The following is a 20316-nucleotide window of genomic DNA, read 5'->3' on the forward strand; positions in this document are numbered from 1 at the left end:
AGCGCGTCGCCCGGCCCCGCCTCAGCAGGCGCGGATCGATCGGTCCCTTCGGGGCCGGGGGAGCGGCCGGGGGCGCAACGGAAGGGACGGCGTCCGGTCGGACGCCGCCCCTCGCGTTGTCGTTGCTGGGCACCCCCACAGACTAGGCGGCGACCGCCACGTCGTCCGGGATGTTCTTGGTGCTGATCCGCTTGCGGAAGATCCAGATCGACCAGGCCTGGTAGGCCAGCACGATCGGGACGAACACCACCGCGGCACCCGTCATGATCGTCAGGGTGAGCTCGGTGGAGGCCGCGGTGACGCGGTCCAGCGGGACGGCGGCGGCGGAGTTGTCGAAGCCCAGGTTCGGCCACATGCGACCGAAGATCCAGACCGCGACCAGCAGGATCGCCACGGTGGTGGCGATGAACGCCCAGCCGTCACGGCCCTGGCGGATGGCCAGCCACGAGGCGATCAGGCCGACGGCGGCGAGCACGGTCAGCAGCCAGCCGACGATGCCCCAGCCGTAGGCCAGGTTCGCCCACACCAGGTAGATGGCGCCGCCGACGATGGCGACCAGGCCGACCTTGCCGGAGAACGCCTCGGCGCGGTCGTGGACGACACCCTTGGTCTTCAGGGCCAGGAAGTTCGCGCCGTGGAACAGGAACAGGACCACGAGCACCACGCCGCCCAGCAGGGCGAACGGGCTGAACAGGCTCCAGAAGCCACCGGTGAACACGTGCAGGTGCTGCGAACCCTCGGCGAGGGCGACCGGCATGCCGATGATGAAGTTGGCGAAGCCGACGCCGAACACGAGCGACACGACGAACGAGCCCGTGGCGGCCATCCAGTCGAAGGTGTTGCGCCAACGGGCGTCCGGGTGCTTGGCCCGGTACTCGAAGGCCACGCCCCGGATGATGAGGCCGACGAGGATGAGGAAGAACGGGACGTAGAGGCCCGAGAACAGCGTCGCGTACCAGCCGGGGAAGGCCGCGAAGGTGGCGCCACCGGCGGTGAGCAGCCAGACCTCGTTGCCGTCCCAGAGCGGGCCGACGGTGTTCACGATGACGCGACGCTCCTTCTCGGTCTTGCCGAGGAAGGGGATGAGCATCCCGACGCCGTAGTCGAAGCCTTCGAGGACGAGGTAGCCGATCCACAGGACGGCGATGAGCACGTACCAGACCACCTGGAGGGTGCTGGGTTCAGTGGCGAGGGGCAACAGCATGGCAGCTCACTCCTTCTCAGTACGCGAAGGAGAGGACGTCGTCCTCACCCTTGATCTCGACCGGGGGCACCTCGGCCGGCAGGCCGGCCTTGGCGTAGTGGACCATGAGCCCGACCTCGACGACCGCGAGGGCGCCGTAGAGGAGCGTGAAGCCGATCATGGAGGCGAACACCGTGCCCGCGCCGACGCCCGGCGAGACCGCGGACGCGGTGGGCAGCACGCCCGCGACGATCCAGGGCTGGCGGCCCATCTCGGTGAAGATCCAGCCGGCCGAGTTGGCGAACAGCGGGCCGAGCACGACCGCGAGCAGCGCCAGGTTCAGCAGGGCGCCGGACTTGGGCAGCTTGTCCTTGCGCAGGGCCCACAGGGTCCAGGCGCCGACGGCCATCGCGATGAAGCCGAGCGTCATCATGATGCGGAACGTCCAGTAGCTGACCGGGATGTTCGGGACGAAGTTCGTCACGCCCACCGTGCGCAGCTTGTCGGCGTACGCCGCCTGCAGGCTGTTCTCGGCCGCGTCGACCGGGAGGTTGAACTCCGCGTTCGCGAGGCGCTCGTTGTAGATCTCCTCCAGGTTCCGGATGCCGTGGATCTCGGCGTACGGGTCACCCTTGGCGAGCAGGCCCAGGACGCCGGGCACGTGCAGCTCGAAGACCGGACGCGAACCGTCCAGCGTGCCGATCGTCAGCAGCGAGAAGGGGGCCATCTCGCCGTTGCCGCCGGCGGTCTCGTACAGGGCCTCGGCCGCGGCCATCTTCATGGGCTGGACCTGGTACATGATCTTGCCCTGGAAGTCACCGGTGAGGATCGTGCCGAAGCCGGCCACGATGAGCACCCACGCGCTGAACTTGGCGGCCCAGCGGTAGGCGGAGACGTCGGTGTCCTCCAGCTCGGTGCGGTTGGCCTTGTTCAGGCGGGCCAGGTGCCACACCGCGATCGCCAGGATGAAGCCGCCCGCGGCCATGTAGGCCGCAGCCAGCGTGTGCGGGAAGGTGGCGAGGAACACCGGGTTGGTGAGCAGCGCCATGAAGTCGGTCATCTCGGCGCGGTCGGTGACGGGGTTGTACATGGCCCCGACCGGGTTCTGCATGAAGCTGTTGGCCGCGAGGATGAAGATCGCGCTCAGCATGGTGCCGATGGCGGCCAGCCAGATGGTCATCAGGTGGAGCTTCTTGGGCAGCTTGTCCCAACCGAAGATCCACAGGCCGAGGAAGGTGGACTCGAGGAAGAACGCCAGCAGCGCCTCCAGCGCCAGCGGCGCCCCGAAGATGTCGCCCACGAAGCGCGAGTACTCCGACCAGTTCATCCCGAACTGGAACTCCTGCACGATGCCGGTCACGACACCCATGGCGAAGTTGATGAGGAAGAGCTTGCCGTAGAACTTGGTCAGGCGGAGGAACTTCTCGTCGCCCGAGCGATACCACATCGTCTGCATGACGGCGACCAACAGCGACAGTGCGATGGTCACGGGCACGAAGAAGTAGTGGTAGACCGTGGTGATGCCAAATTGCCAGCGGGCAATAGTTTCCGGACTCATGACCCGGGAATGTACTACCTACCGTCGTAGGGTGCCAATTTCCAAACGGCGTTATGCGCGGTTGTCACCCGCGCTGGTGACACGCGGTGGACCGCGCCCCGCGTGCGGCCGCCTGACGGGACGCGTGTTTCGCGTGTCGAGAAAGTACTACCCATTGTCGTAGATGCTGGTCCGTGTGGTTAGGATGGGGCCCATGCCGATCCTCGGAGACCTCGAACACGCGGTGATGGACGTGTTGTGGGCTCGGCCTGCACCCACCCCGGTGCGCGACGTTCACGAGGAGCTCGCGCAGGGCCGGGAGATCGCCTACACCACGGTGATGACGGTGTTGGACCGCCTCGCGAAGAAGGGCGTGGTCGCCCGCGAGCTGGACGGACGCGCCTGGCTGTACCGGCCGGCCCGGTCGCGCCTCGACCTGTACGTCGCCACGATCACCGATGCGCTCGAGGGGCTCACCGAGGAGGAGCGCGCCGAGGTGCTCGGTCGCGTGGCCGCTGCGTCCCCGGTGGTGTAGGGGAGCCTCTCCTAGCTTGAGGGCCTCCCGCCGACGGCGCAGGATGCTGTCATGACCGACGTCCGTGCTCTGGTGCACCGGTTCGACCAAGACACCGGGACGCACGCCAGCATGCTGAACAAGCTCCGGGCCGCCGTGCTCGGGGCCAACGACGGCGTCATCTCCACCGCCGGCCTCGTCATGGGCGTGGCGGGCGCCACCACCAACACCGCCGCCCTCGCCACCGCGGGCATCGCCGGCCTGGTCGCCGGCGCGCTCTCCATGGCCGTCGGCGAGTACGTCTCGGTCTCGGCCCAGCGCGACTCGGAGCGCGCGCTCCTCGCCAAGGAGGAGCACGAGCTCCGGACCATGCCCGAGGAGGAGCTCGAGGAGCTCACCCGCCTGCTGCAGGAGAAGGGCATGTCAGACGCCGTCGCGCGCGAGGCCGCCCGCGAGCTCACCGCCCACGACGCGCTGGCCGCGCACGCCGACATCGAACTGCGCCTCGACCCCGACGACCTGACCTCGCCGACGCACGCGGCGGTCTCCTCCCTGATCGCCTTCGCCCTCGGCGCGCTCATCCCGCTCCTGGCCATGCTCCTGAGCCCGCCGAGCACCCGCGTCGTGGTCACGGTGGTGGCCGTCCTGCTGGCGCTGTTCCTCACCGGCTTCCTCTCCGCCCGCGCCGGGGACGCCCCCGTGGCGCGCGCGATCGTGCGGAACGTGATCGGCGGCGTCCTGGCCATGGGCATCACCTTCGCGATCGGCACCCTGGTGGGCACCCAGATCGGGTGAGCATGCCCCCGGGCGTGGGACCATGAGGCATGTCCTTCGACGTTGACGACATCCTCACCCAGGCCACCACCGACGAACTCGCGCGCCTGGTGTGCGGCGACGGCACCTGGCACACCAGCGGCATCGAGCGGCTGGGCGTCCGCCGGGTGCGGGTGGCTGACGGGCCCCACGGCCTGCGCGTCGAGCTCGGCGCGTCGCTGGGGGAGTCCCGGCCGGCGACCTGCTTCCCGCCCGCGGTGGGGCTGGCCTCCTCCTGGAACCCCGCCCTGCTCAAGAGGGTGGGGCAGGCGCTGGGCCGCGAGGCGTCCGAGCAGGGCGTCGACGTCGTGCTCGGCCCGGGCGTGAACATCAAGCGCTCCCCGCTGGGCGGGCGCAACTTCGAGTACTTCAGTGAGGACCCGCTCCTGGCCGGGACGCTGGCGTCCGCGCTCGTGTACGGCCTGCAGGCCGAGGGCGTCGGCGCGTGCGTGAAGCACTTCGCGGCGAACAACCAGGAGACCGACCGCATGCGCGTCGACGTGCGCGTCAGCGAGCGCGCCCTGCGCGAGATCTACCTGCCGGCGTTCGAGAAGGTCGTGCTGAGCGCGCACCCGTGGATGGTCATGTGCTCCTACAACAAGCTCAACGGCACCCACGTGTCGCAGGACCCGTGGCTGCTCACCGACGTGCTGCGCGGCGACTGGGACTACGACGGCGCCGTCGTCAGCGACTGGGGTGCGGTGCTCGACCGGGTCGAGTCCCTGGCCGCCGGGCTCGACCTGGAGATGCCGCACGAGCTGGGCAACTCCGACGTCGAGGTGGCGGACGCCGTGGAGTCGGGCCAGATGTCCCGCGAGCTGCTCGAGCTGGGCGCGGCGCGCATCCTCGCGCTCACCCAGCGGGCCGTGGACGCCGTGCGCCCGGCTGGGCCGGTGGACGCCGCGGCGCACCACCAGCTCGCCCGCGAGGCCGCCCAGGAGTCGATGGTGCTGCTGGCCAACGACGGCGTCCTGCCGCTGGCGCCCCGTGCGAAGGTGGCGCTGGTGGGCGAGTTCGCCCGGTCCCCGCGCTTCCAGGGCGGCGGGTCGTCGAAGGTGAACGCCACGACGGTGGAGCGGCTCGTCGACACGCTCGCCGCCCGGCGCCGGGTGACGTTCGCGCCCGGGTTCCTGCTCTCGGGTGAGTTCGACGACGCGCTGGTGGACGAGGCGGTGGCCGCGGCCGAGGCGTCCGACGTCGTGGTCGCCTGCCTGGGCCTGCCCGACGCCGAGGAGACGGAGGGGCAGGACCGCACGCACCTGCGCCTGCCCGACGCCCAGCTCGCCCTGCTCGCCGCGGTCGCGGAGGTCGGCAAGCCCATCGTCGTCGTGCTGAGCAACGGATCGGCGGTCGAGGTGTCGCCGTGGCTCGAGCACGCGAACGCCCTCGTCGAGGGCTGGCTCGGCGGACAGGCCGGCGCGCTCGCCCTCGCCGACGTCCTGGTCGGTGACGCCGAGCCGTCCGGACGCCTCGCCGAGACGCTCGCCGTCCGCCTGGGCGACCACCCGTCGTCGCTGATGTTCCCGGGTGAGACCGGGTTCGTCGACTACGGCGAGGGCGTGTTCGTGGGCTACCGGGGCTTCGACGCCGCCGACCGCGAGGTGGCCTTCCCGTTCGGGTTCGGCCTCGGCTACACGACGTTCTCCTACGACCGGCTCGTGGTGAAGGTGACCGGGACGCCGGCGTCCCGCGACCTGCGCGTGGCCGTGCAGGTGACCGTGACGAACACCGGGGACCGCGCCGGCTGCGAGGTCGTGCAGGTCTACGTCGGCAATGCGCCGGCGTCAGTGCCGCGCCCGCCGCGCGAGCTGCGCGCGTTCACCAAGCTCCGCCTGGAGCCGGGGGAGTCGCGCACCGTCACCCTGCCGCTGGACGCCCGGGCGTTCTCGTTCTGGTCCCAGGTGCACGGCCGCTGGGTCGTGGAGTCGGGCCTGTTCACGATCGAGGCCGGCCCGAACTCGCGCGACCTGCCGCTGGTGCAGGAGCTCAGGCTCGACGTGCCCGCGCGCCGCGCCCGCCTGCACGCCGAGTCGACCATCGCGGAGTGGATGGCCGACGAGGAGGCGTGGGCCGCGCTGATGGCGCGCGTCCCCGGCGGGGCCAGCATCGAGTTCACCCCCGAGGTGATGGCGGTGATGGCCGGGCAGCCGCTGCGCCGGTTCGCCAAGTACCCCGACGTCCCGCTGACCGCCGCCGACGTGGACGCCGTGCTGGCCAGCCACGGCTGACCCTGCGCCGACAGCCTGCCTTCCGCGCGCCGAGAGCCTGCCTCCCGCTCCGCCGCGGTGGGTCAGGCGGCGTCCGGGTCCTCCGCGGCGCCGGAGAACTGCGACTGGTAGAGCCGGAAGTACGCGCCCCGGGCGGCGACCAGCTCCTCATGGTTGCCCTGCTCGACGATGCGGCCCTCCTCCATGACGAGGATCACGTTCGCGTCGCGGATCGTCGAGAGCCGATGGGCGATGACGAACGACGTGCGGTCGGAGCGCAGCGCGGCCATGGCCCGCTGGAGCAGCAGCTCGGTCCGGGTGTCGACCGAGGACGTGGCCTCGTCCAGGATCAGCAGCGACGGGTCGGCCAGGAACGCCCGGGCGATCGTGATCAGCTGCTTCTCGCCGGCCGAGACGTTCGAGCCCTCCTCGTCGATCACCGTGTCGTAGCCGTCTGGCAGGGTGTGCACGAACCGGTCGACGTAGGTGGCCGTCGCCGCGGCGACGATCTCCTCCTCGGTGGCGTCGGGGCGGCCGTAGGCGATGTTCTCCCGGATCGTCCCGCCGAACAGCCACGTGTCCTGCAGCACCATGCCGGTCTTCGAACGCAGCTCGGAGCGCGGCACCGAGGCGATGTCGACGCCGTCGAGGGTGATGCGGCCGGCGTCCAGCTCGTAGAACCGCATGAGCAGGTTGACCAGCGTGGTCTTGCCGGCCCCGGTCGGGCCGACGATCGCGACGGTCGAGCCCGGATAGGCCTCGAACGACAGCCCCTCGATGAGCGGCTTGTCGGGGGTGTAGGAGAACGCGACGTCCTCGAACCGCACCCGCCCCTCGAGCGGGGTGGGCAGCGACCCGGACGCCTCGGGCGACTGCTCGTCGGCGTCCAGCACCTGGAAGACGCGCTCGGCCGACGCCACGCCCGACTGCAGCAGGTTCGCCATCGACGCGACCTGGGTGATCGGCTGGGTGAACATGCGCGAGTACTGGATGAACGCCTGCACGTCGCCAAGGCTCATCTGGCCGGTCGCCACGCGCAGGCCGCCGACGACGGCGACGGCCACGTAGGAGAGGTTCCCGATGAAGAACATCACCGGCATCATCAGGCCCGAGATGAACTGTGCCCCGAAGGCCGCGGTGTAGAGCTTCTCGTTGTCGTGCGCGAACGCCTGCTCGACCTCGGCGGAGCGGTTGAACACCTTGACCAGCGCGTGGCCGGTGTAGGCCTCCTCGATCTGGGCGTTCAGGTCACCCGTCGACTTCCACATGGCCGCGAACCGTCCCTGGGCGCGCTTGCCGATGACCATGGCGGCCACCATCGAGATGGGCACCGCGACGATCGCGATCAGCGCGAGCACCGGCGAGACCCAGAACATCATCACGAGCACGCCGATGAGCGTCAGCAGGTTGGTCAGCAGCTGCGACAGCGTCTGCTGCAGCGACTGGGCGATGTTGTCGATGTCGTTGGTGACCCGGGAGAGCAGCTCGCCGCGCGGCTGGCGGTCGAAGTAGCTCAGCGGCAGCCGGTCGAGCTTGGCCTGCACCTGCTCGCGCATGCGGTAGACCGACTTGTTCACCACGTCGTTGAGCAGCCAGCCGGACGCCCACATCAGCAGTCCGCCGGCCACGGCCAGCGCGAGGGCCAGGAGGCCGACGCGGCCGACGGCGTCCCAGTCGACGCCGACGCCCGGCACGACCGACATGCCCTGCAGCATGTCGGCGAAGGTGTCCTGCCCCCGGGCGCGCAGCCCGGCGACGACGGCCTCGAGCGACGTGCCAGCCGGGACGCCCCGCCCGATCATCGCGCCGAGCAGGCCGGTGAACAGCAGGTCGGTCATCGAGCCGAGGATCTTCGGCTGCACCACGTTGGCGACCACCGCGATCGAGGTGAGCACCATGACGGCGATGATCCGGGGCCGCTCGGGGCGCAGTGTGCCGAGCAGGCGGCGCAGGGAGGGGCCGAAGTTGATCGCCTTCTCCTGGACGCCCATGCCGCCCATGGGCCCGTGGCCGCGGACCTGCGGGCCGTGCTTGGGGCGCTCGGGCGCGTCGGTCACCTTGGGGGGCTGCTTCGCGTCGCTCATGCCGCCTCCTCCGCCTTGAACTGGGACTCGACGATCTCGGCGTAGGTGGGCGAGGTCACGAGCAACTGGTCGTGGGTGCCGACGGCCTCGATCCGGCCCTCGTCGAGCACGATGATCTGGTCGGCGCCGGCGATGGTCGCGACCCGCTGGCCGACGATCACCACCGCGGCGTCGCGGGTCTCGTCCACGAGCGCGGCGCGCAGGCGGGCGTCCGTCGCGACGTCGAGGGCCGAGAACGAGTCGTCGAACACGTACACGTCGGGCTTGGCCACCAGGGCGCGGGCGATCGAGAGCCGCTGGCGCTGGCCGCCGGAGACGTTGGTGCCGCCCTGGGCGATCCGGGCGTCCAGCTGGCCGTCCATCCGCTCGACGAAGTCGCGGGCCTGGGCCACCTCCAGCGCGTGCCAGAGATCCTCGTCCGTGGCGTCGGGCTTGCCGTAGCGCAGGTTCGAGGCGACGGTCCCGCTGAACAGGTATGGCTTCTGGGGCACGAGACCGATCGAGCCCCAGAGCACCTCGGGGTCGAGGTCGCGCACGTCCACCCCGTCGACCAGCACGCGGCCGGCCGTGGCGTCGAACAGCCGCGGGATCAGGTTGACCAGCGTCGACTTGCCCGAGCCCGTCGCGCCGATGAACGCCAGCGTCTGGCCGGGGGTGACGGCGAACGAGACGTCGCTCAGCACCGGCTCCTCGGCGCCGGGGTAGGAGAAGGAGACGTCCTCGAACCGGACCTCGCCGTGCCCGGCGACCTCACGCACCGGCGAGGCGGGCGGCACGACCGACGAGTCGGTGCGCAGCACCTCCTGGATGCGCACCGCGCACACCTGGGCGCGCGGCGCGATCATCAGCATCATCGTCGACATCATCACGCTCATCAGGATCTGGATGAGGTACTGCAGGAACGCCGTCAGCTGGCCGATCTGCATCTCGCCGGCCTCGACGCGCAGGCCGCCGAACCACATCACGCCGACCGAGGACGCCGCCATCACCATCTGCACCACGGGGAAGAAGGTGAGCATGCGGCGTCCGACCCGCAGCGAGGTGGTGGTCAGCTCGCTGTTGGCGCGGTTGAAGCGGGTGGCCTCCCACGGCTCGCGCACGAACGCGCGGATGACGCGCAGGCCGGCGATCTGCTCGCGCAGCACCCGGTTGAGCGTGTCGATCCGCACCTGCATCTGCCGGAACAGCGGCAGCGCCTGCAGCAGGATCGCCACGATGATCGTGCCCATCACGATGACCGCGACGGCGATCAGCCACGACAGGCCGATGTCCTCGCGCAGGGCCATGAAGATGCCGCCGACCATCATGATCGGGGCCTGCACGATCATGAACGCCGTCATCATCACCAGCGTCTGCACCTGCTGGACGTCGTTGGTCGTGCGCGTGATCAGGCTCGGGGCGCCGAAGTGGTTGACCTCGCGGGTGCTGAACGACAGCGCCTTGTGGAAGATCGCGGCCCGCAGGTCGCGCCCGAACCCCATCGCGGTGCGCGCGCCGAAGTAGATCGCCGACATCTGGCCGACTATCTGCACGGCGGTGACGCCGAGCATGATGAGCCCGAGGTCCCAGATCTTCGCGGTGTCACCCTGGGCGACGCCCTCGTCGATGATCCGCGCGTTCAGTGTGGGCAGGTAGAGCGCCGCCGCGGTGGCGAGCAGCTGGAAGAGGATGACGAGCGCGATGTTGCGCGCGTACGGCTTGAGGTAGGTCCTCAGCGTGGCCAGGAGCATCAGGCGTCCTTCGAGATTCCGTGGAGCAGGAGGTCGGCGAGCGCGTCCGGGTCGGCCAGGTCGCCGCCGCCGAAGAAGCTGTGGGTGGTGCCGAACGTGACGGCCAGCAGCGCGGACGCCGCGGCCTCGGGCGTGCCGCGCAGCCGGTCGGCGTGCCGGGCCAGCACGCCGGCGACGGCGTCGACCGCGCGTGCCCGCAGGGCGACCGGGTCGGGGCGGGCGCAGTCCTCGGACGCCGCGGGCTGCGGCCGCTGGTGCACCAGGCCGAGCAGGATGCGGATCCCCGCGATGCGCTCGGCGAGGATCGCCGCGGTGCGGGCCACGGTGTCCGGCAGGTCGAGGTCGCGGGGGAGGGCGTCCAGCTGCTCGGCCAGGGTGTCGTTGGTGAGCGCGTCGTGGAGGCAGGCGTGGACGAGGTCGTCCTTCGACTCGAACACCCGGAAGATCGTGCCCTCGGCCACGCCGGCGGCCTCGGCTATCTGGCGGGTGGAGACGGTGGCGCCGTGCTCCAGCAACAGGGGGAGGGTGGCCTCGACGAGCGCCGCGCGCCGCTCCTCCGGAGGCATGGGTCGTGCTCTGCTCACGTCGGCCCAGCATAAGTGAGTGAGTGCTCACTCACAACTCGTCCTGACGCCGCCTGCCCAGCCCGTGGGGCGTCCGTTCCCACCCGACCACCCGCCCACTAGGCTGGATGGGTGGACACCGCTGCAGGCCGCATCGCGTTGGTCATCAATCCCAGCAAGTTCGACGACCCCGACGCCGTGCGCGCGCAGGTCGAGGAGATCTGCGCGGAGGAGGGCCGGCCCGCCCCGGCCTGGTACGAGACCACGGTCGAGGACCCGGGCGTCGGCCAGGCCAAGCAGGCCGTCCGCGACGGCGCGACGGCAACTGCGGCGAGCTGACCGCCGGCGCGCAGCTCATGCCCGACGCGAAGGTCGACGACGGCCTGCTCGACGTCATGGTCGCCTCCCCGCGCGGGCTGATGGGCTGGGGGGCGGTCGTGGCCGACCTGGTCACCCGCCACCGCTTCGGGCACAGCGCCGTCCAGCGGGTGCAGGCCAAGAAGGTCGAGGTGCACCTGGGCCGCCCGGTCGAGGGCGAGCTCGACGGCGACGCCATCGGCCAGGTGCGCGCCATGCTGTGCGAGGTGCACGAGGCCGGCCTGCCGATCCGCCTGCCGGCGCCCCAGGAGGGCTGGAGCTGATCCCGGCGGCCGTGTCGCTTTCCTGCTAGACCCGGCCCGTCGCGTCCGTGAGGATGGGGGCATGGTCCCCGACCGAGACGCCTGCCTCGCCGCCGTCGCCAGCCGCGACGCGCGGTTCGACGGCACGTTCTTCACCGGGGTGACCAGCACCGGCATCTACTGCCGCCCCTCCTGCCCGGCGCGCACGCCCGCGCCCGCGAACATGACCTTCCACCCGAGCGCGGCGGCCGCGCAGGCGGCCGGGTTCCGCGCCTGCAAGCGCTGCCGGCCCGACGCCGTGCCCGGCTCGCCGGAGTGGGACGTCCGCGCCGACACCACCGCCCGGGCGATGCGCCTCATCGGCGACGGGATCGTCGACCGCGAGGGCGTCGACGGGCTCGCCACCCGCCTGGGGTACTCGGTGCGGCAGGTGCAACGGCTGACGCTCGACGAGCTGGGCGCCACGCCGTTGTCCCTCGCCCGGGCGCAGCGGGCGCACACCGCGCGCGTGCTGCTGCAGACCACCGACCTGCCCCTGGCCGAGGTCGCGTTCGCGGCGGGGTTCGGCTCGATCCGCTCGTTCAACGACACGGTGCAGCAGGTCTACGCGACCACCCCGTCGGGGCTGCGCGGCGACCGTCGCCGGCCGCGGGCCGAGGCCCCCGGGCGCCTGCTCGAGATCTCCCTGCGCCTGGCGTTCCGGCGCCCCTTCGAGCCCGGGAACGTGTTCGGCCACCTGGCCGCGACCGCGGTGCCCGGGGTGGAGGAGTGGCGCGACGGCGCCTACCGCCGCACCCTGCGGTTGCCACACGGCGCCGGCTTCGTGGCGCTCGCGCCGCGGCCCGACCACGTCGCCGCGACGCTGCACCTCGCCGACCCGCGCGACCTCACGCCCGCGATCGGCCGCTGCCGCCGGCTTCTCGACCTGGACGCCGACCCCGTGGCCGTCGACGCCGCCCTCGCGACGGACCCGGCCCTGGCCCCCCTCGTCGAGGCGACCCCGGGCCGCCGGGTGCCGCGCACCGTCGACCCCCACGAGTTCGCGCTCCGGGCGGTGCTCGGCCAGCAGGTCTCCACGTCCGCGGCGCGCACCCACGCGGCCCGGCTCGTCGCCCGGCACGGCGACCCGGTCACCGACCCGGTCGGCGGCCTGACCCACCTCTTCCCGACGCCTGAGGCCCTGGCCGACCCGGACCCGGCCGCCCTGGCCATGCCGGCGTCCCGCGTGCGTACCCTGACCGGGCTGGCCGCCGCGCTGGCGTCCGGGGCGGTCGACCTCTCGCCCGGCACCGACCGGGACGCCGCGCGCGCCGGGCTGGCCGCCCTGCCGGGCATCGGGCCGTGGACCGTCGAGGTCGTCGCGATGCGCTCCCTCGGCGACCCCGACGCCTACCCGGCCAGCGACCTCGGCGTCCGCAAGGGCTGTGCCGCGCTCGGCATCGACCCCGACGCCGGGCCGCAGCGCTGGCGTCCGTGGCGCGCCTACGCCACCCAGCACCTGTGGGCCGCCGTGCCCCACCCGATCAACCACCTGCCACTGGAGGCACCATGAAGCACCGCGTTATCGACTCGCCCGTCGGGCCGCTGACCCTCGTCGTCGACGACGCCGGCGTGCTCTGCGCGCTCTACACCGACGGCCAGAAGTACGTCCCGGACGCCGTGGGCCTGGGCGAGCGCGACGACACGATCGCCGACGACGCCGTCGCCCAGCTGGGGGAGTACTTCGCCGGGACCCGCGACGACTTCGACCTGACGCTCGCCCCGCGGGGCACGGCGTTCCAGGCCGAGGTGTGGGAGGCGCTGCGCGCCATCCCGGCGGGGGAGACCCGCACCTACGGCGAACTGGCCCGCGAGCTGGGCAGGCCGGGGGCGTCCCGGGCGGTGGGGGCCGCGACGGGCCGCAACCCGATCAGCATCATCGTGCCCTGCCACCGGCTGGTCGGGGCCTCGGGGTCCCTGACCGGCTACGCCGGGGGTGTGGAGCGCAAGCGCTGGCTGCTCGACCACGAGCGGGGCGAGCTGGGGGCGTAGGGCTCGGGCGGGGTCAGGGCAGGATCGCGCGGCCGGCCGGGGCGGGCCCGGTCGAGCGGCGGATGACCAGGTCGGGGTGGAACAGCACCTCGGTCGGGTCGAGCTCCGACCCGTCGCCCATCGCGCGCAGCAGCGCGGAGACCGCGGCCTCGGCGATCGGGCGCACCGGCTGGCGCACGGTGGTGAGGCCCGGGTCGGTGAACGCCATCAGGGGGGAGTCGTCGAAGCCGACGACCGAGAGGTCCTCGGGCACGCGCATGCCACGCACGCGCGCCTCGCGGATCACGCCCAGCGCCATCAGGTCGGAGCCGCACACGATCGCGGTGTGGCCCGACTCGATGAGCCGGCCCGCGGCGACCTGGCCGCCCTCGGCGGTGTAGGTGGTGCGCTCGATGCTCTCGGGGCCGAAGCCCAACGCCTCGAACGCGGCGGCCTTGCGGCGGGCGGGCACGAACCGGTCGGGGCCCACGGCCAGGCCGATCCGGCGGTGGCCCAGCGTGCGCAGGTGCGCGACGGACGCGTTGACAGCCTCGGCGTCGGAGCACGAGTAGAAGCCGGCCGCGAGCTCGTCGGTGGGCGCGTTGATGAACACGATCGGGATGCCGCGGGAGATGACCTTCTCGTACGGCTCGAGCGACAGGGTGTTGTTGGCGGGGATGCCGCTGACCGACACGATGCCGGCGAGGTTGGTGTCGACGAGGGCGGCCAGGTGCTGGTCCTCGCTCATGCCGGTGGGGCCGGCGGGGCACACGAACGTGCGCACGCCCGCGGCGTACAGCAAGGAGTCGAGGATCTCGGCGAACGCGGTGAACGACGGGTTCGACAGCTCGGGCAGCATGATCGCGACCGGCCCCGGACGCCGCGGGCCCGGCCTCTCGGCGGCGTAGCCGAGCGCCGCCGCCGCGGCCTGGACGGCCTCGCGGGTGTCGGCCTTCACCCCGGGGCGGTTGTTCAGCACGCGCGAGACGGTCGCGGTGGAGACGCCGGCGGCCTCGGCCAGGTCGGCGAGACGCGCCTTGGAAACGGTTGTCATGGTCGCTGGTCCTCCCTCCGGCGTCGGTACGTTGCGGAACACCCTACTGCAAGTCTTGCAAAGTCCTTGCACGCTGGTCGTCGTGACAAATAACGCAGTCACAGCCTTGCTCTTGGGCACTACTGTGCCCCACGGCGTCCCTCTTGTCATGCACGGTGATGAAAACGTTACGAAACGGGGGGGTGAAGCTTGCAACGAGATGGGCTAGTGTTGGGGTCATCCAAGGGTCCGGCACGGGAGCCGCCCCCCACGAAGGAGAACAACCACATGCGCAAGAGCATCGTTTCAGTGCTCGCCGCTGGCGTGGCCCTGAGCCTCGCCGCCTGCGGCGGCACCGGCAGCCCCGCCACCACCCCGGCAGCCGCCCCCACGTCGGCCGCCACCTCCGAGTCCGCTGCCCCGGCCGCCGGCTCGCTGACCATCTGGGTCGACGAGACCCGCATCGACGACTTCAAGGCGCTGGGCGAGGACTTCGTCTCGGCCTCCGGCGTCGCCCTCGACGTCGTGCAGAAGCCGACCGGCGACATCAAGACCGACTTCGTGGCCCAGGCCCCGACCGGTGAGGGCCCCGACATGATCGTCGGCGCGCACGACTGGACCGGTGAGCTCGTCTCCAACGGCCTGATCTCCCCGATCGAGCTCGGCGACAAGGGCAAGCTGGCCGACAACACCATCGCCGCCTTCCAGTACGACGGCGCCCTGTACGGCGTCCCCTACGCGGTCGAGAACATCGCGCTGGTCCGCAACAACAAGATCCTCCAGGACACCCCGGACACGTTCGACGCCCTGATCGAGCAGGCCAAGGGCGCCGGCGCCGAGTTCCCGGCCATCATCCAGGTCGGCGACCAGGGTGACGCGTACCACATGTACCCGATCCAGACCTCCTTCGGCGCCCCGGTCTTCAAGTCCAACGCCGACGGCTCCTACACCAACGAGCTGGGCATGGAGGGTGCTGAGGGCGAGGCCTTCGCGACCTACCTGAAGAAGCTGGCCGACGAGAAGGTTGTGTCCGCCTCCATGGGTGGCGACCAGGCCAAGCAGGCCTTCCTCGACGGCAAGAGCCCGTACATGATCACGGGTCCGTGGAACACCGCCGCCTTCACCGAGGCCGGCATGGACATCTCCGTCCTGGCGGTTCCCTCCGCCGGTGGCCAGCCCTCCGCCCCGTTCCTGGGTGTCCAGGGTGTCTACCTCTCCTCCAAGTCCGAGAACGGCATCCTCGCCAACCAGTTCCTCGACTACATGGCCACCACCGAGGCCCAGCAGAAGCTGTTCGACCTGGGCGGTCGCGTCCCGGCCGACACCTCGGTCGCCGAGGGCATCACCGACGAGCTGCTCGCCGGTTTCGCCGAGGCCGGCAAGAACGGCCAGCCCATGCCCTCCATCCCCGAGATGGGCGCCGTGTGGAGCCACTGGGGCAACACTCAGGTGAGCATCATCAACGGTCAGGCCGCCGACCCGGTCGCCGCCTGGAAGACCATGGTCGAGAACATCAAGGCCGGCTTCTGAGCCACTTGTGACAAGGTGGGCGGGGTGAGGTTTCTCGCCCCGCCCACTTTGCTTACCAGGCCGCGCTGACGCGACCGGAAGGGAAGGAACGACGTGTCCCTCGACACGAAGCAGGCGCCGCCGGCGCCGACCAAGCCACAGCTCTCGCACGCGCGCGACCTGTCCCGCCCCGGCTTCTACGTGAAGCTCGTCCTGATGGCCCTCGTCAACGCCTTCGGCGTGTACGGGATCATGGCCTCCTGGGCGCAGGGTGAGTACTGGGTCCTGGCCGCGCTCGCCGCCCTGCTCGTGGTGGCCAACTACGTCTACTTCAGCAAGCGGGCCATCCCGGCCAAGTACCTCCTGCCCGGGCTCGCGTTCCTGCTGGTGTACCAGCTCTACGTGATGGGCAACACCGCCTACGTCGCGTTCACCAACTACGGTGACGGCCACAACGACGCCAAGGGCCCGGCCATCACCCAGATCCTCAAGACCTCCGACCGCCGCGTCGAGGGCACGCCGACCCATCCTGTCGCCGTCCTCGAGCAGAACGGTCAGCTCGGCTTCGCGATCGTCGACGACGGCGTCGTGAAGGCGGGCACCGCGGAGCAGCCGCTGGCCGAGGTGGCCGGTGCGGCGTCCGACAACAACCGCGTCACCGAGGTGCCCGGCGCGACGATCCTGACGATCTCCGAGATCCAGCAGCGCCAGGCCGACGTGCTCGGGCTGCGCGTCTCCGTCTCCGACAACCCCGACGACGGCTGGCTGCGCACCGACAACGGCTCGACCGCCTACACGGCCAAGTCGCTGCTCGACTACGACGAGGCCGCCGACACGTTCACCAACGCCGAGGGCAAGGTTTACAAGGCCGACCCCAAGCAGGGCCTCTACGTGGCCGAGGACGGCTCGTCGCTGAACCCCGGCTGGCGCGTCTTCGTGGGTGTCGACAACTTCACCCGCATGTTCACCGACAGCCGCCTGCAGGGCCCGTTCCTGTCGGTCATGGCCTGGACGTTCGCGTTCGCCATCCTGTCGGTGCTGACCACCTTCGCGCTCGGCCTCGCCCTCGCGGTCATCTTCAACGACCCGCGCGTCAAGGGCCGCACGTTCTACCGGGCCATGTTCATCCTCCCGTACGCGTTCCCGGGCTTCCTGGCTGCGCTGGTGTGGAAGGGCATGCTCAACCGCGACTTCGGCATCATCAACAACATGCTGCTCGGCGGTGCCGACATCAACTGGCTCGGCGACGGTGACCTGGCGAAGATCTCGATCCTGTTGGTGAACCTGTGGCTGGGCTTCCCCTACATGTTCCTGATCTGCACCGGTGCGCTGCAGGCGATCCCCGGCGAGCTCACCGAGGCGGGCGTCATGGACGGCGCCGGCCCGATGCGCCGGTTCTGGTCGATCACCCTGCCGCTGCTGATGGTGTCGGTGGCGCCGCTGCTGATCGCGTCGTTCGCGTTCAACTTCAACAACTTCTCGCTCATCTACATGCTGACCGGCGGTGGTCCCAACTACCCGGGCCTGCCGATCATCATGGGTGAGACCGACATCCTGATCTCGATGGTCTACTCCGTGGCCTTCGAGTCGGGCGTCAAGCAGTACGGCCTCGCCAGCGCGATGTCGATCATGATCTTCTTCATCGTCGGCTTCATCTCGTGGCTGGGCTTCCGCCAGACCCGCAAGCTCGAGGAGATCATGTGATGGCCGTCAAGCTCGAGAACGCCAACAAGTCCCCCGTCAGCGGCCTGCGCTGGTGGAAGGAGGTCGGCTGGAAGCACATCGTCGCCCTGGTCATGATCGCGATCTGTGTGTTCCCGCTGCTGTACGTGATGTCGGCCTCGTTCAACCCGGGCGGCACGCTGACCGGCTCGATCCGCCTGTTCGAGAAGGTCTCGCTCGAGAACTATCAGACCCTGCTGGGGTCGCTGTTCCCGCGCTGGATGCTGCACTCGTTCATCGTCGCCACGGCCACCGCGGTCGGGACGGTGCTGATGGCGGCCGCCGCGGCCTACGCCTTCAGCCGGTTCCGGTTCAAGGGACGCCGCGGGTCGCTGACCGCGCTGCTCATCATCCAGATGTTCCCGCAGATGCTGGCCTTCGTCGCCATCTTCCTGCTGCTGCTCACCATCGGCGACATCTTCCCGGTGCTCGGCATCGGGTCGCTGCTGGGCCTCATCGCCGTCTACCTGGGCGGCGCGCTGGGTGCGAACACGTTCCTCATGTACGGGTTCTTCAACACGATCCCGGACGACCTGGACGAGGCCGCCAAGATCGACGGCGCCACCCACGCCCAGATCTTCTGGGGGATGATCATGCCGCTCGTCACGCCGATCCTGTCGGTCGTCGGGCTGCTGTCCTTCGTCGGCACCTACGGTGAGTTCATCCTGGCCCGGATCATCCTGGCCCGGCCCGAGAACTACACCCTGGCCGTCGGCCTGTACGTGTGGGCCTCCGACGAGCGCAACGCCCCGTGGTCGCTGTTCGCGGCGGGCGCGGTGGTCGCGGCCATCCCGATCGTCCTGCTGTTCATGTACCTGCAGAAGTACATCGTCGCCGGCCTCACCGCCGGTGGTGTGAAGGGCTGATCCGCCGAGAGCCTGCCGTCAGGACGCTGAGAGCCTGTGTCGCATGTCGACACAGGCTCTCAGCGCGTTCGGGGGCGTCAGTTCCAGGCGGTCGGGCCGTAGGAGCCGGCGGTGTACTCGTCCAGCGGCACCTCGCCCGATGCCCAGGAGTCCAGCACCGGGGTGAGGATGCGCCAGCACTCCTCGGCGATGTCACCGCGCACGCTCAACAGCGGGTCGCCGGACAGGATGCCGTCCAGGATCTCGCCGTAGGGCCGGATCGGGGACTCCGACAGCTCGGTGCCCAGCGTGGTCTGCTCGAGGTCCCAGCGGTCGCCCTCGGCGTTGGTGGTGACCGACAGCCCGATGGTCTCGGGGGCGAACCCGATGACCATGAGGTTGGGCTCGGCCCCGTTGTGGAACCCGCCCGGCAGGTGCGCGACCGGCTTGAACTTCACCACGATCCCGCGGAAGCCGTCTCCCAGCGCCTTGCCCGAGCGCAGCCGGAACGGGACGCCCGCCCAGCGCGCGCTGCAGATCTCCACTGTGACCTGGGCCAGCGTCTCGGTGTTGCGCGAGGCGTCCACGCCCTCTTCCGCGGTGTAGTCGGGCACCTCGCGCCCGTCGATCGACCCGGCCGTGTAGCGCGCGCGCCGCGACGGCACCTCGCCCTCGCCCGACCACACCTTGGTGGCCCGCAGGCTGTGCACCATGAGGTCGCGCAGCTCGACGGCGTCGATGTTGGCCGGCTCCTCCATGGCGAAGATCGCCATCACCAGCAGCAGGTGCGACTGGATCATGTCCTTCAGCGCGCCCGCCCCGTCGTAGTAGCCGGCGCGGCCCTCGAGGGCGAGCTGCTCGTCGGCGATGATCTCGACGCGCTCGATGTTGTTGGCGTTCCACACCGGCTCGAAGATGCGGTTGCCGAAGCGGATGCCCAGCAGGTTGAGCACCGTCGCCTTGCCCAGGTAGTGGTCGACGCGGAAGATCTGGTCCTCGGGCACCACCGACGCCAGCAGCTTGTTGAACTCCTGCGCCGAGGCGAGGCTCGACCCGAACGGCTTCTCGATCGCGAGGCGCAGCCCCTCAGGCAGGTCCAGCCCGGCGAGCACGCCGCACGCCTTCTGGCTGATGGCCGGCGGCAGCGCGAAGTACAGCACGATGGGGCGTCCGGCCTCGTCGACCTCGGCCAGGAACGCGGCCATCGCGGCCGGGTCGGTGACGTCGAGCTGGGCGTAGCGGGTCTCGGACGCCATCCGCTCGGCCCGCTCCACCCGGCAACCGCCGTCGGCGAGCGCCTCGCTGACGCGCTTGCGCCACTCCGCCTCGTCGAGCGCCTCAAAGGCTGCGCCGACCAGCTTCACGTCGAGGTCGGGGCGGGTCCGCAGCAGCGTGCCCAGCCCGGGCAGCAGCAGGCGGTGGGTGAGGTCACCCGACGCGCCGAGGATGACGAGGGTCACGGGCTGGTTGTCCGACATGGCGCTCCTTACGTGGTCAGCGGGTCAACCCTAGTCAATCCCCGTGGTGGTCAGGGTGGATCGCCCCCGACCCGGCTACGCGAGGCCGTCCAGCACGCCCTCGGCCGCGTCCACGAGTTCGCGGACGAGGGTCGCGCGGGCCATGTGGTCGTATCCGACCTTCACCACGTAGTCGACGTGGAGGATCCTGAGGGCGGCCAGTGCGCGCAGCCGGGCGCGGTCGTCGGCGTCCGCCCCCACCAGCCAGTCGGACGCCCGCGGGCCGAGGTCCGCCATCCCGGTGCCCGGGAAGCGCTCCAGCAGGAGCGTGGTGAGCTGGGGGTTGGCGGCCATCACGTCGGTCGCCCCGCGGTGGCGTAGCTGCAGCCAGACCCACTCCTCCATGGCGGCCCGTCGCCCGGTGCCCGTGGCGGGCCCATCCGCCAGCGCGTCCACGAAGGCGAGGGACTCCTCGGGGTCGGGGTGGGG

18 protein-coding genes are annotated in these 20316 nt (G+C 70.8%); 10 read left to right on the plus strand and 8 right to left on the minus strand.

From position 1 onward, the window contains the following. Nucleotides 1–142: 142 nt before the first annotated feature. Both cydB and J4N02_RS02875 read right to left on the minus strand, forming a co-directional pair. Nucleotides 143–1201, minus strand: a complete 1059-nt coding sequence (cydB, locus tag J4N02_RS02870) for a cytochrome d ubiquinol oxidase subunit II (RefSeq protein ID WP_188334056.1) — start codon at nt 1199–1201, stop codon at nt 143–145. A 19-nt stretch (nt 1202–1220) separates the two neighbouring features. Beyond that, nucleotides 1221–2741, minus strand: coding sequence for a cytochrome ubiquinol oxidase subunit I (locus J4N02_RS02875; RefSeq protein WP_188333995.1), 1521 nt, complete (start codon nt 2739–2741; stop codon nt 1221–1223). 193 nt (nt 2742–2934) lie between these two features. Between J4N02_RS02875 and J4N02_RS02880 the strand changes: the two genes are divergently transcribed. The 3 genes from J4N02_RS02880 to J4N02_RS02890 are packed head-to-tail and all read left to right on the plus strand — an operon-like array spanning nt 2935 to nt 6275. After that, nucleotides 2935–3255, plus strand: coding sequence for a BlaI/MecI/CopY family transcriptional regulator (locus J4N02_RS02880; protein ID WP_188333996.1), 321 nt, complete (start codon nt 2935–2937; stop codon nt 3253–3255). A gap of 51 nt (nt 3256–3306) precedes the next feature. Next, a complete protein-coding gene (locus J4N02_RS02885; RefSeq protein ID WP_188333997.1) occupies nt 3307–4029 on the plus strand; it encodes a VIT family protein in 723 nt (240 codons plus the stop codon). Nucleotides 4030–4058: 29 nt separating this feature from the next. Continuing rightward, nucleotides 4059–6275, plus strand: coding sequence for a glycoside hydrolase family 3 C-terminal domain-containing protein (locus J4N02_RS02890; RefSeq protein WP_188333998.1), 2217 nt, complete (start codon nt 4059–4061; stop codon nt 6273–6275). Nucleotides 6276–6337: 62 nt separating this feature from the next. On the opposite strand, the gene J4N02_RS02895 is transcribed toward J4N02_RS02890, so the two are convergent. Genes J4N02_RS02895 through J4N02_RS02905 form a run of 3 tightly spaced genes read right to left on the minus strand, consistent with a single transcriptional unit; the run spans nt 6338 to nt 10634 of the window. Further along, nucleotides 6338–8338: an ABC transporter ATP-binding protein gene (locus J4N02_RS02895; protein ID WP_375539355.1), complete on the minus strand. Its 2001-nt coding sequence runs from the start codon at nt 8336–8338 to the stop codon at nt 6338–6340. Next, complete coding sequence (locus J4N02_RS02900) at nt 8335–10068, minus strand: ABC transporter ATP-binding protein (RefSeq protein WP_188333999.1); 1734 nt, start codon at nt 10066–10068, stop codon at nt 8335–8337. Before J4N02_RS02900 ends, J4N02_RS02895 begins: the two co-directional genes overlap by 4 nt. Continuing rightward, nucleotides 10068–10634: a TetR/AcrR family transcriptional regulator gene (locus J4N02_RS02905; RefSeq protein ID WP_188334058.1), complete on the minus strand. Its 567-nt coding sequence runs from the start codon at nt 10632–10634 to the stop codon at nt 10068–10070. Before J4N02_RS02905 ends, J4N02_RS02900 begins: the two co-directional genes overlap by 1 nt. 129 nt (nt 10635–10763) lie before the next feature. On the opposite strand from J4N02_RS02905, the gene J4N02_RS02910 reads away from it, so the two are divergent. From J4N02_RS02910 to J4N02_RS02925, 4 genes are all read left to right on the plus strand, one after another. Next, entirely contained in the window at nt 10764–10970 is a 207-nt protein-coding gene (locus J4N02_RS02910) for a hypothetical protein (RefSeq protein WP_188334000.1), read from the plus strand. Nucleotides 10971–10987: 17 nt separating this feature from the next. Next, a complete protein-coding gene (locus J4N02_RS02915) occupies nt 10988–11272 on the plus strand; it encodes a diacylglycerol kinase family protein (RefSeq protein WP_188334001.1) in 285 nt (94 codons plus the stop codon). A gap of 61 nt (nt 11273–11333) precedes the next feature. Continuing rightward, the gene (locus J4N02_RS02920) at nt 11334–12803 is read left to right on the plus strand and encodes an AlkA N-terminal domain-containing protein (protein WP_188334002.1); all 1470 of its coding nucleotides are present in this window, start codon (nt 11334–11336) and stop codon (nt 12801–12803) included. Further along, nucleotides 12800–13282 carry a methylated-DNA--[protein]-cysteine S-methyltransferase gene (locus tag J4N02_RS02925; RefSeq protein WP_188334003.1) on the plus strand — a complete coding sequence of 161 codons (483 nt, stop codon included), beginning with the start codon at nt 12800–12802 and terminating at the stop codon, nt 13280–13282. The genes J4N02_RS02920 and J4N02_RS02925 overlap by 4 nt, the downstream gene beginning before the upstream one ends. 13 nt (nt 13283–13295) lie before the next feature. Here the strand turns inward: J4N02_RS02925 and J4N02_RS02930 are convergent, their stop codons facing one another. Further along, nucleotides 13296–14315, minus strand: a complete 1020-nt coding sequence (locus J4N02_RS02930) for a LacI family DNA-binding transcriptional regulator (protein WP_188334004.1) — start codon at nt 14313–14315, stop codon at nt 13296–13298. A 267-nt stretch (nt 14316–14582) separates the two neighbouring features. Here J4N02_RS02930 and J4N02_RS02935 point away from each other — a divergent pair, with 267 nt between their 5' ends. The 3 genes from J4N02_RS02935 to J4N02_RS02945 all read left to right on the plus strand — a co-directional run bounded on the left by J4N02_RS02935 (nt 14583) and on the right by J4N02_RS02945 (nt 18391). Next, nucleotides 14583–15824 carry a maltose ABC transporter substrate-binding protein gene (locus J4N02_RS02935; RefSeq protein ID WP_188334005.1) on the plus strand — a complete coding sequence of 414 codons (1242 nt, stop codon included), beginning with the start codon at nt 14583–14585 and terminating at the stop codon, nt 15822–15824. Nucleotides 15825–15917: 93 nt separating this feature from the next. Continuing rightward, the gene (locus J4N02_RS02940; protein ID WP_243760857.1) at nt 15918–17507 is read left to right on the plus strand and encodes an ABC transporter permease subunit; all 1590 of its coding nucleotides are present in this window, start codon (nt 15918–15920) and stop codon (nt 17505–17507) included. Next, entirely contained in the window at nt 17507–18391 is an 885-nt protein-coding gene (locus tag J4N02_RS02945) for a sugar ABC transporter permease (protein WP_188334006.1), read from the plus strand. Before J4N02_RS02940 ends, J4N02_RS02945 begins: the two co-directional genes overlap by 1 nt. A gap of 77 nt (nt 18392–18468) precedes the next feature. Here the strand turns inward: J4N02_RS02945 and J4N02_RS02950 are convergent, their stop codons facing one another. Together J4N02_RS02950 and J4N02_RS02955 are read right to left on the minus strand one after the other, a co-directional pair. Next, entirely contained in the window at nt 18469–19848 is a 1380-nt protein-coding gene (locus J4N02_RS02950) for a glucose-6-phosphate dehydrogenase (protein ID WP_188334007.1), read from the minus strand. A 75-nt stretch (nt 19849–19923) separates the two neighbouring features. Next, nucleotides 19924–20283: a hypothetical protein gene (locus J4N02_RS02955; RefSeq protein WP_188334008.1), complete on the minus strand. Its 360-nt coding sequence runs from the start codon at nt 20281–20283 to the stop codon at nt 19924–19926. Between the last annotated feature and the right edge of the window lie 33 nt (nt 20284–20316).

Source organism: Propioniciclava sp. MC1595, from assembly GCF_017569205.1.
Lineage (GTDB): Bacteria > Actinomycetota > Actinomycetes > Propionibacteriales > Propionibacteriaceae > Propioniciclava.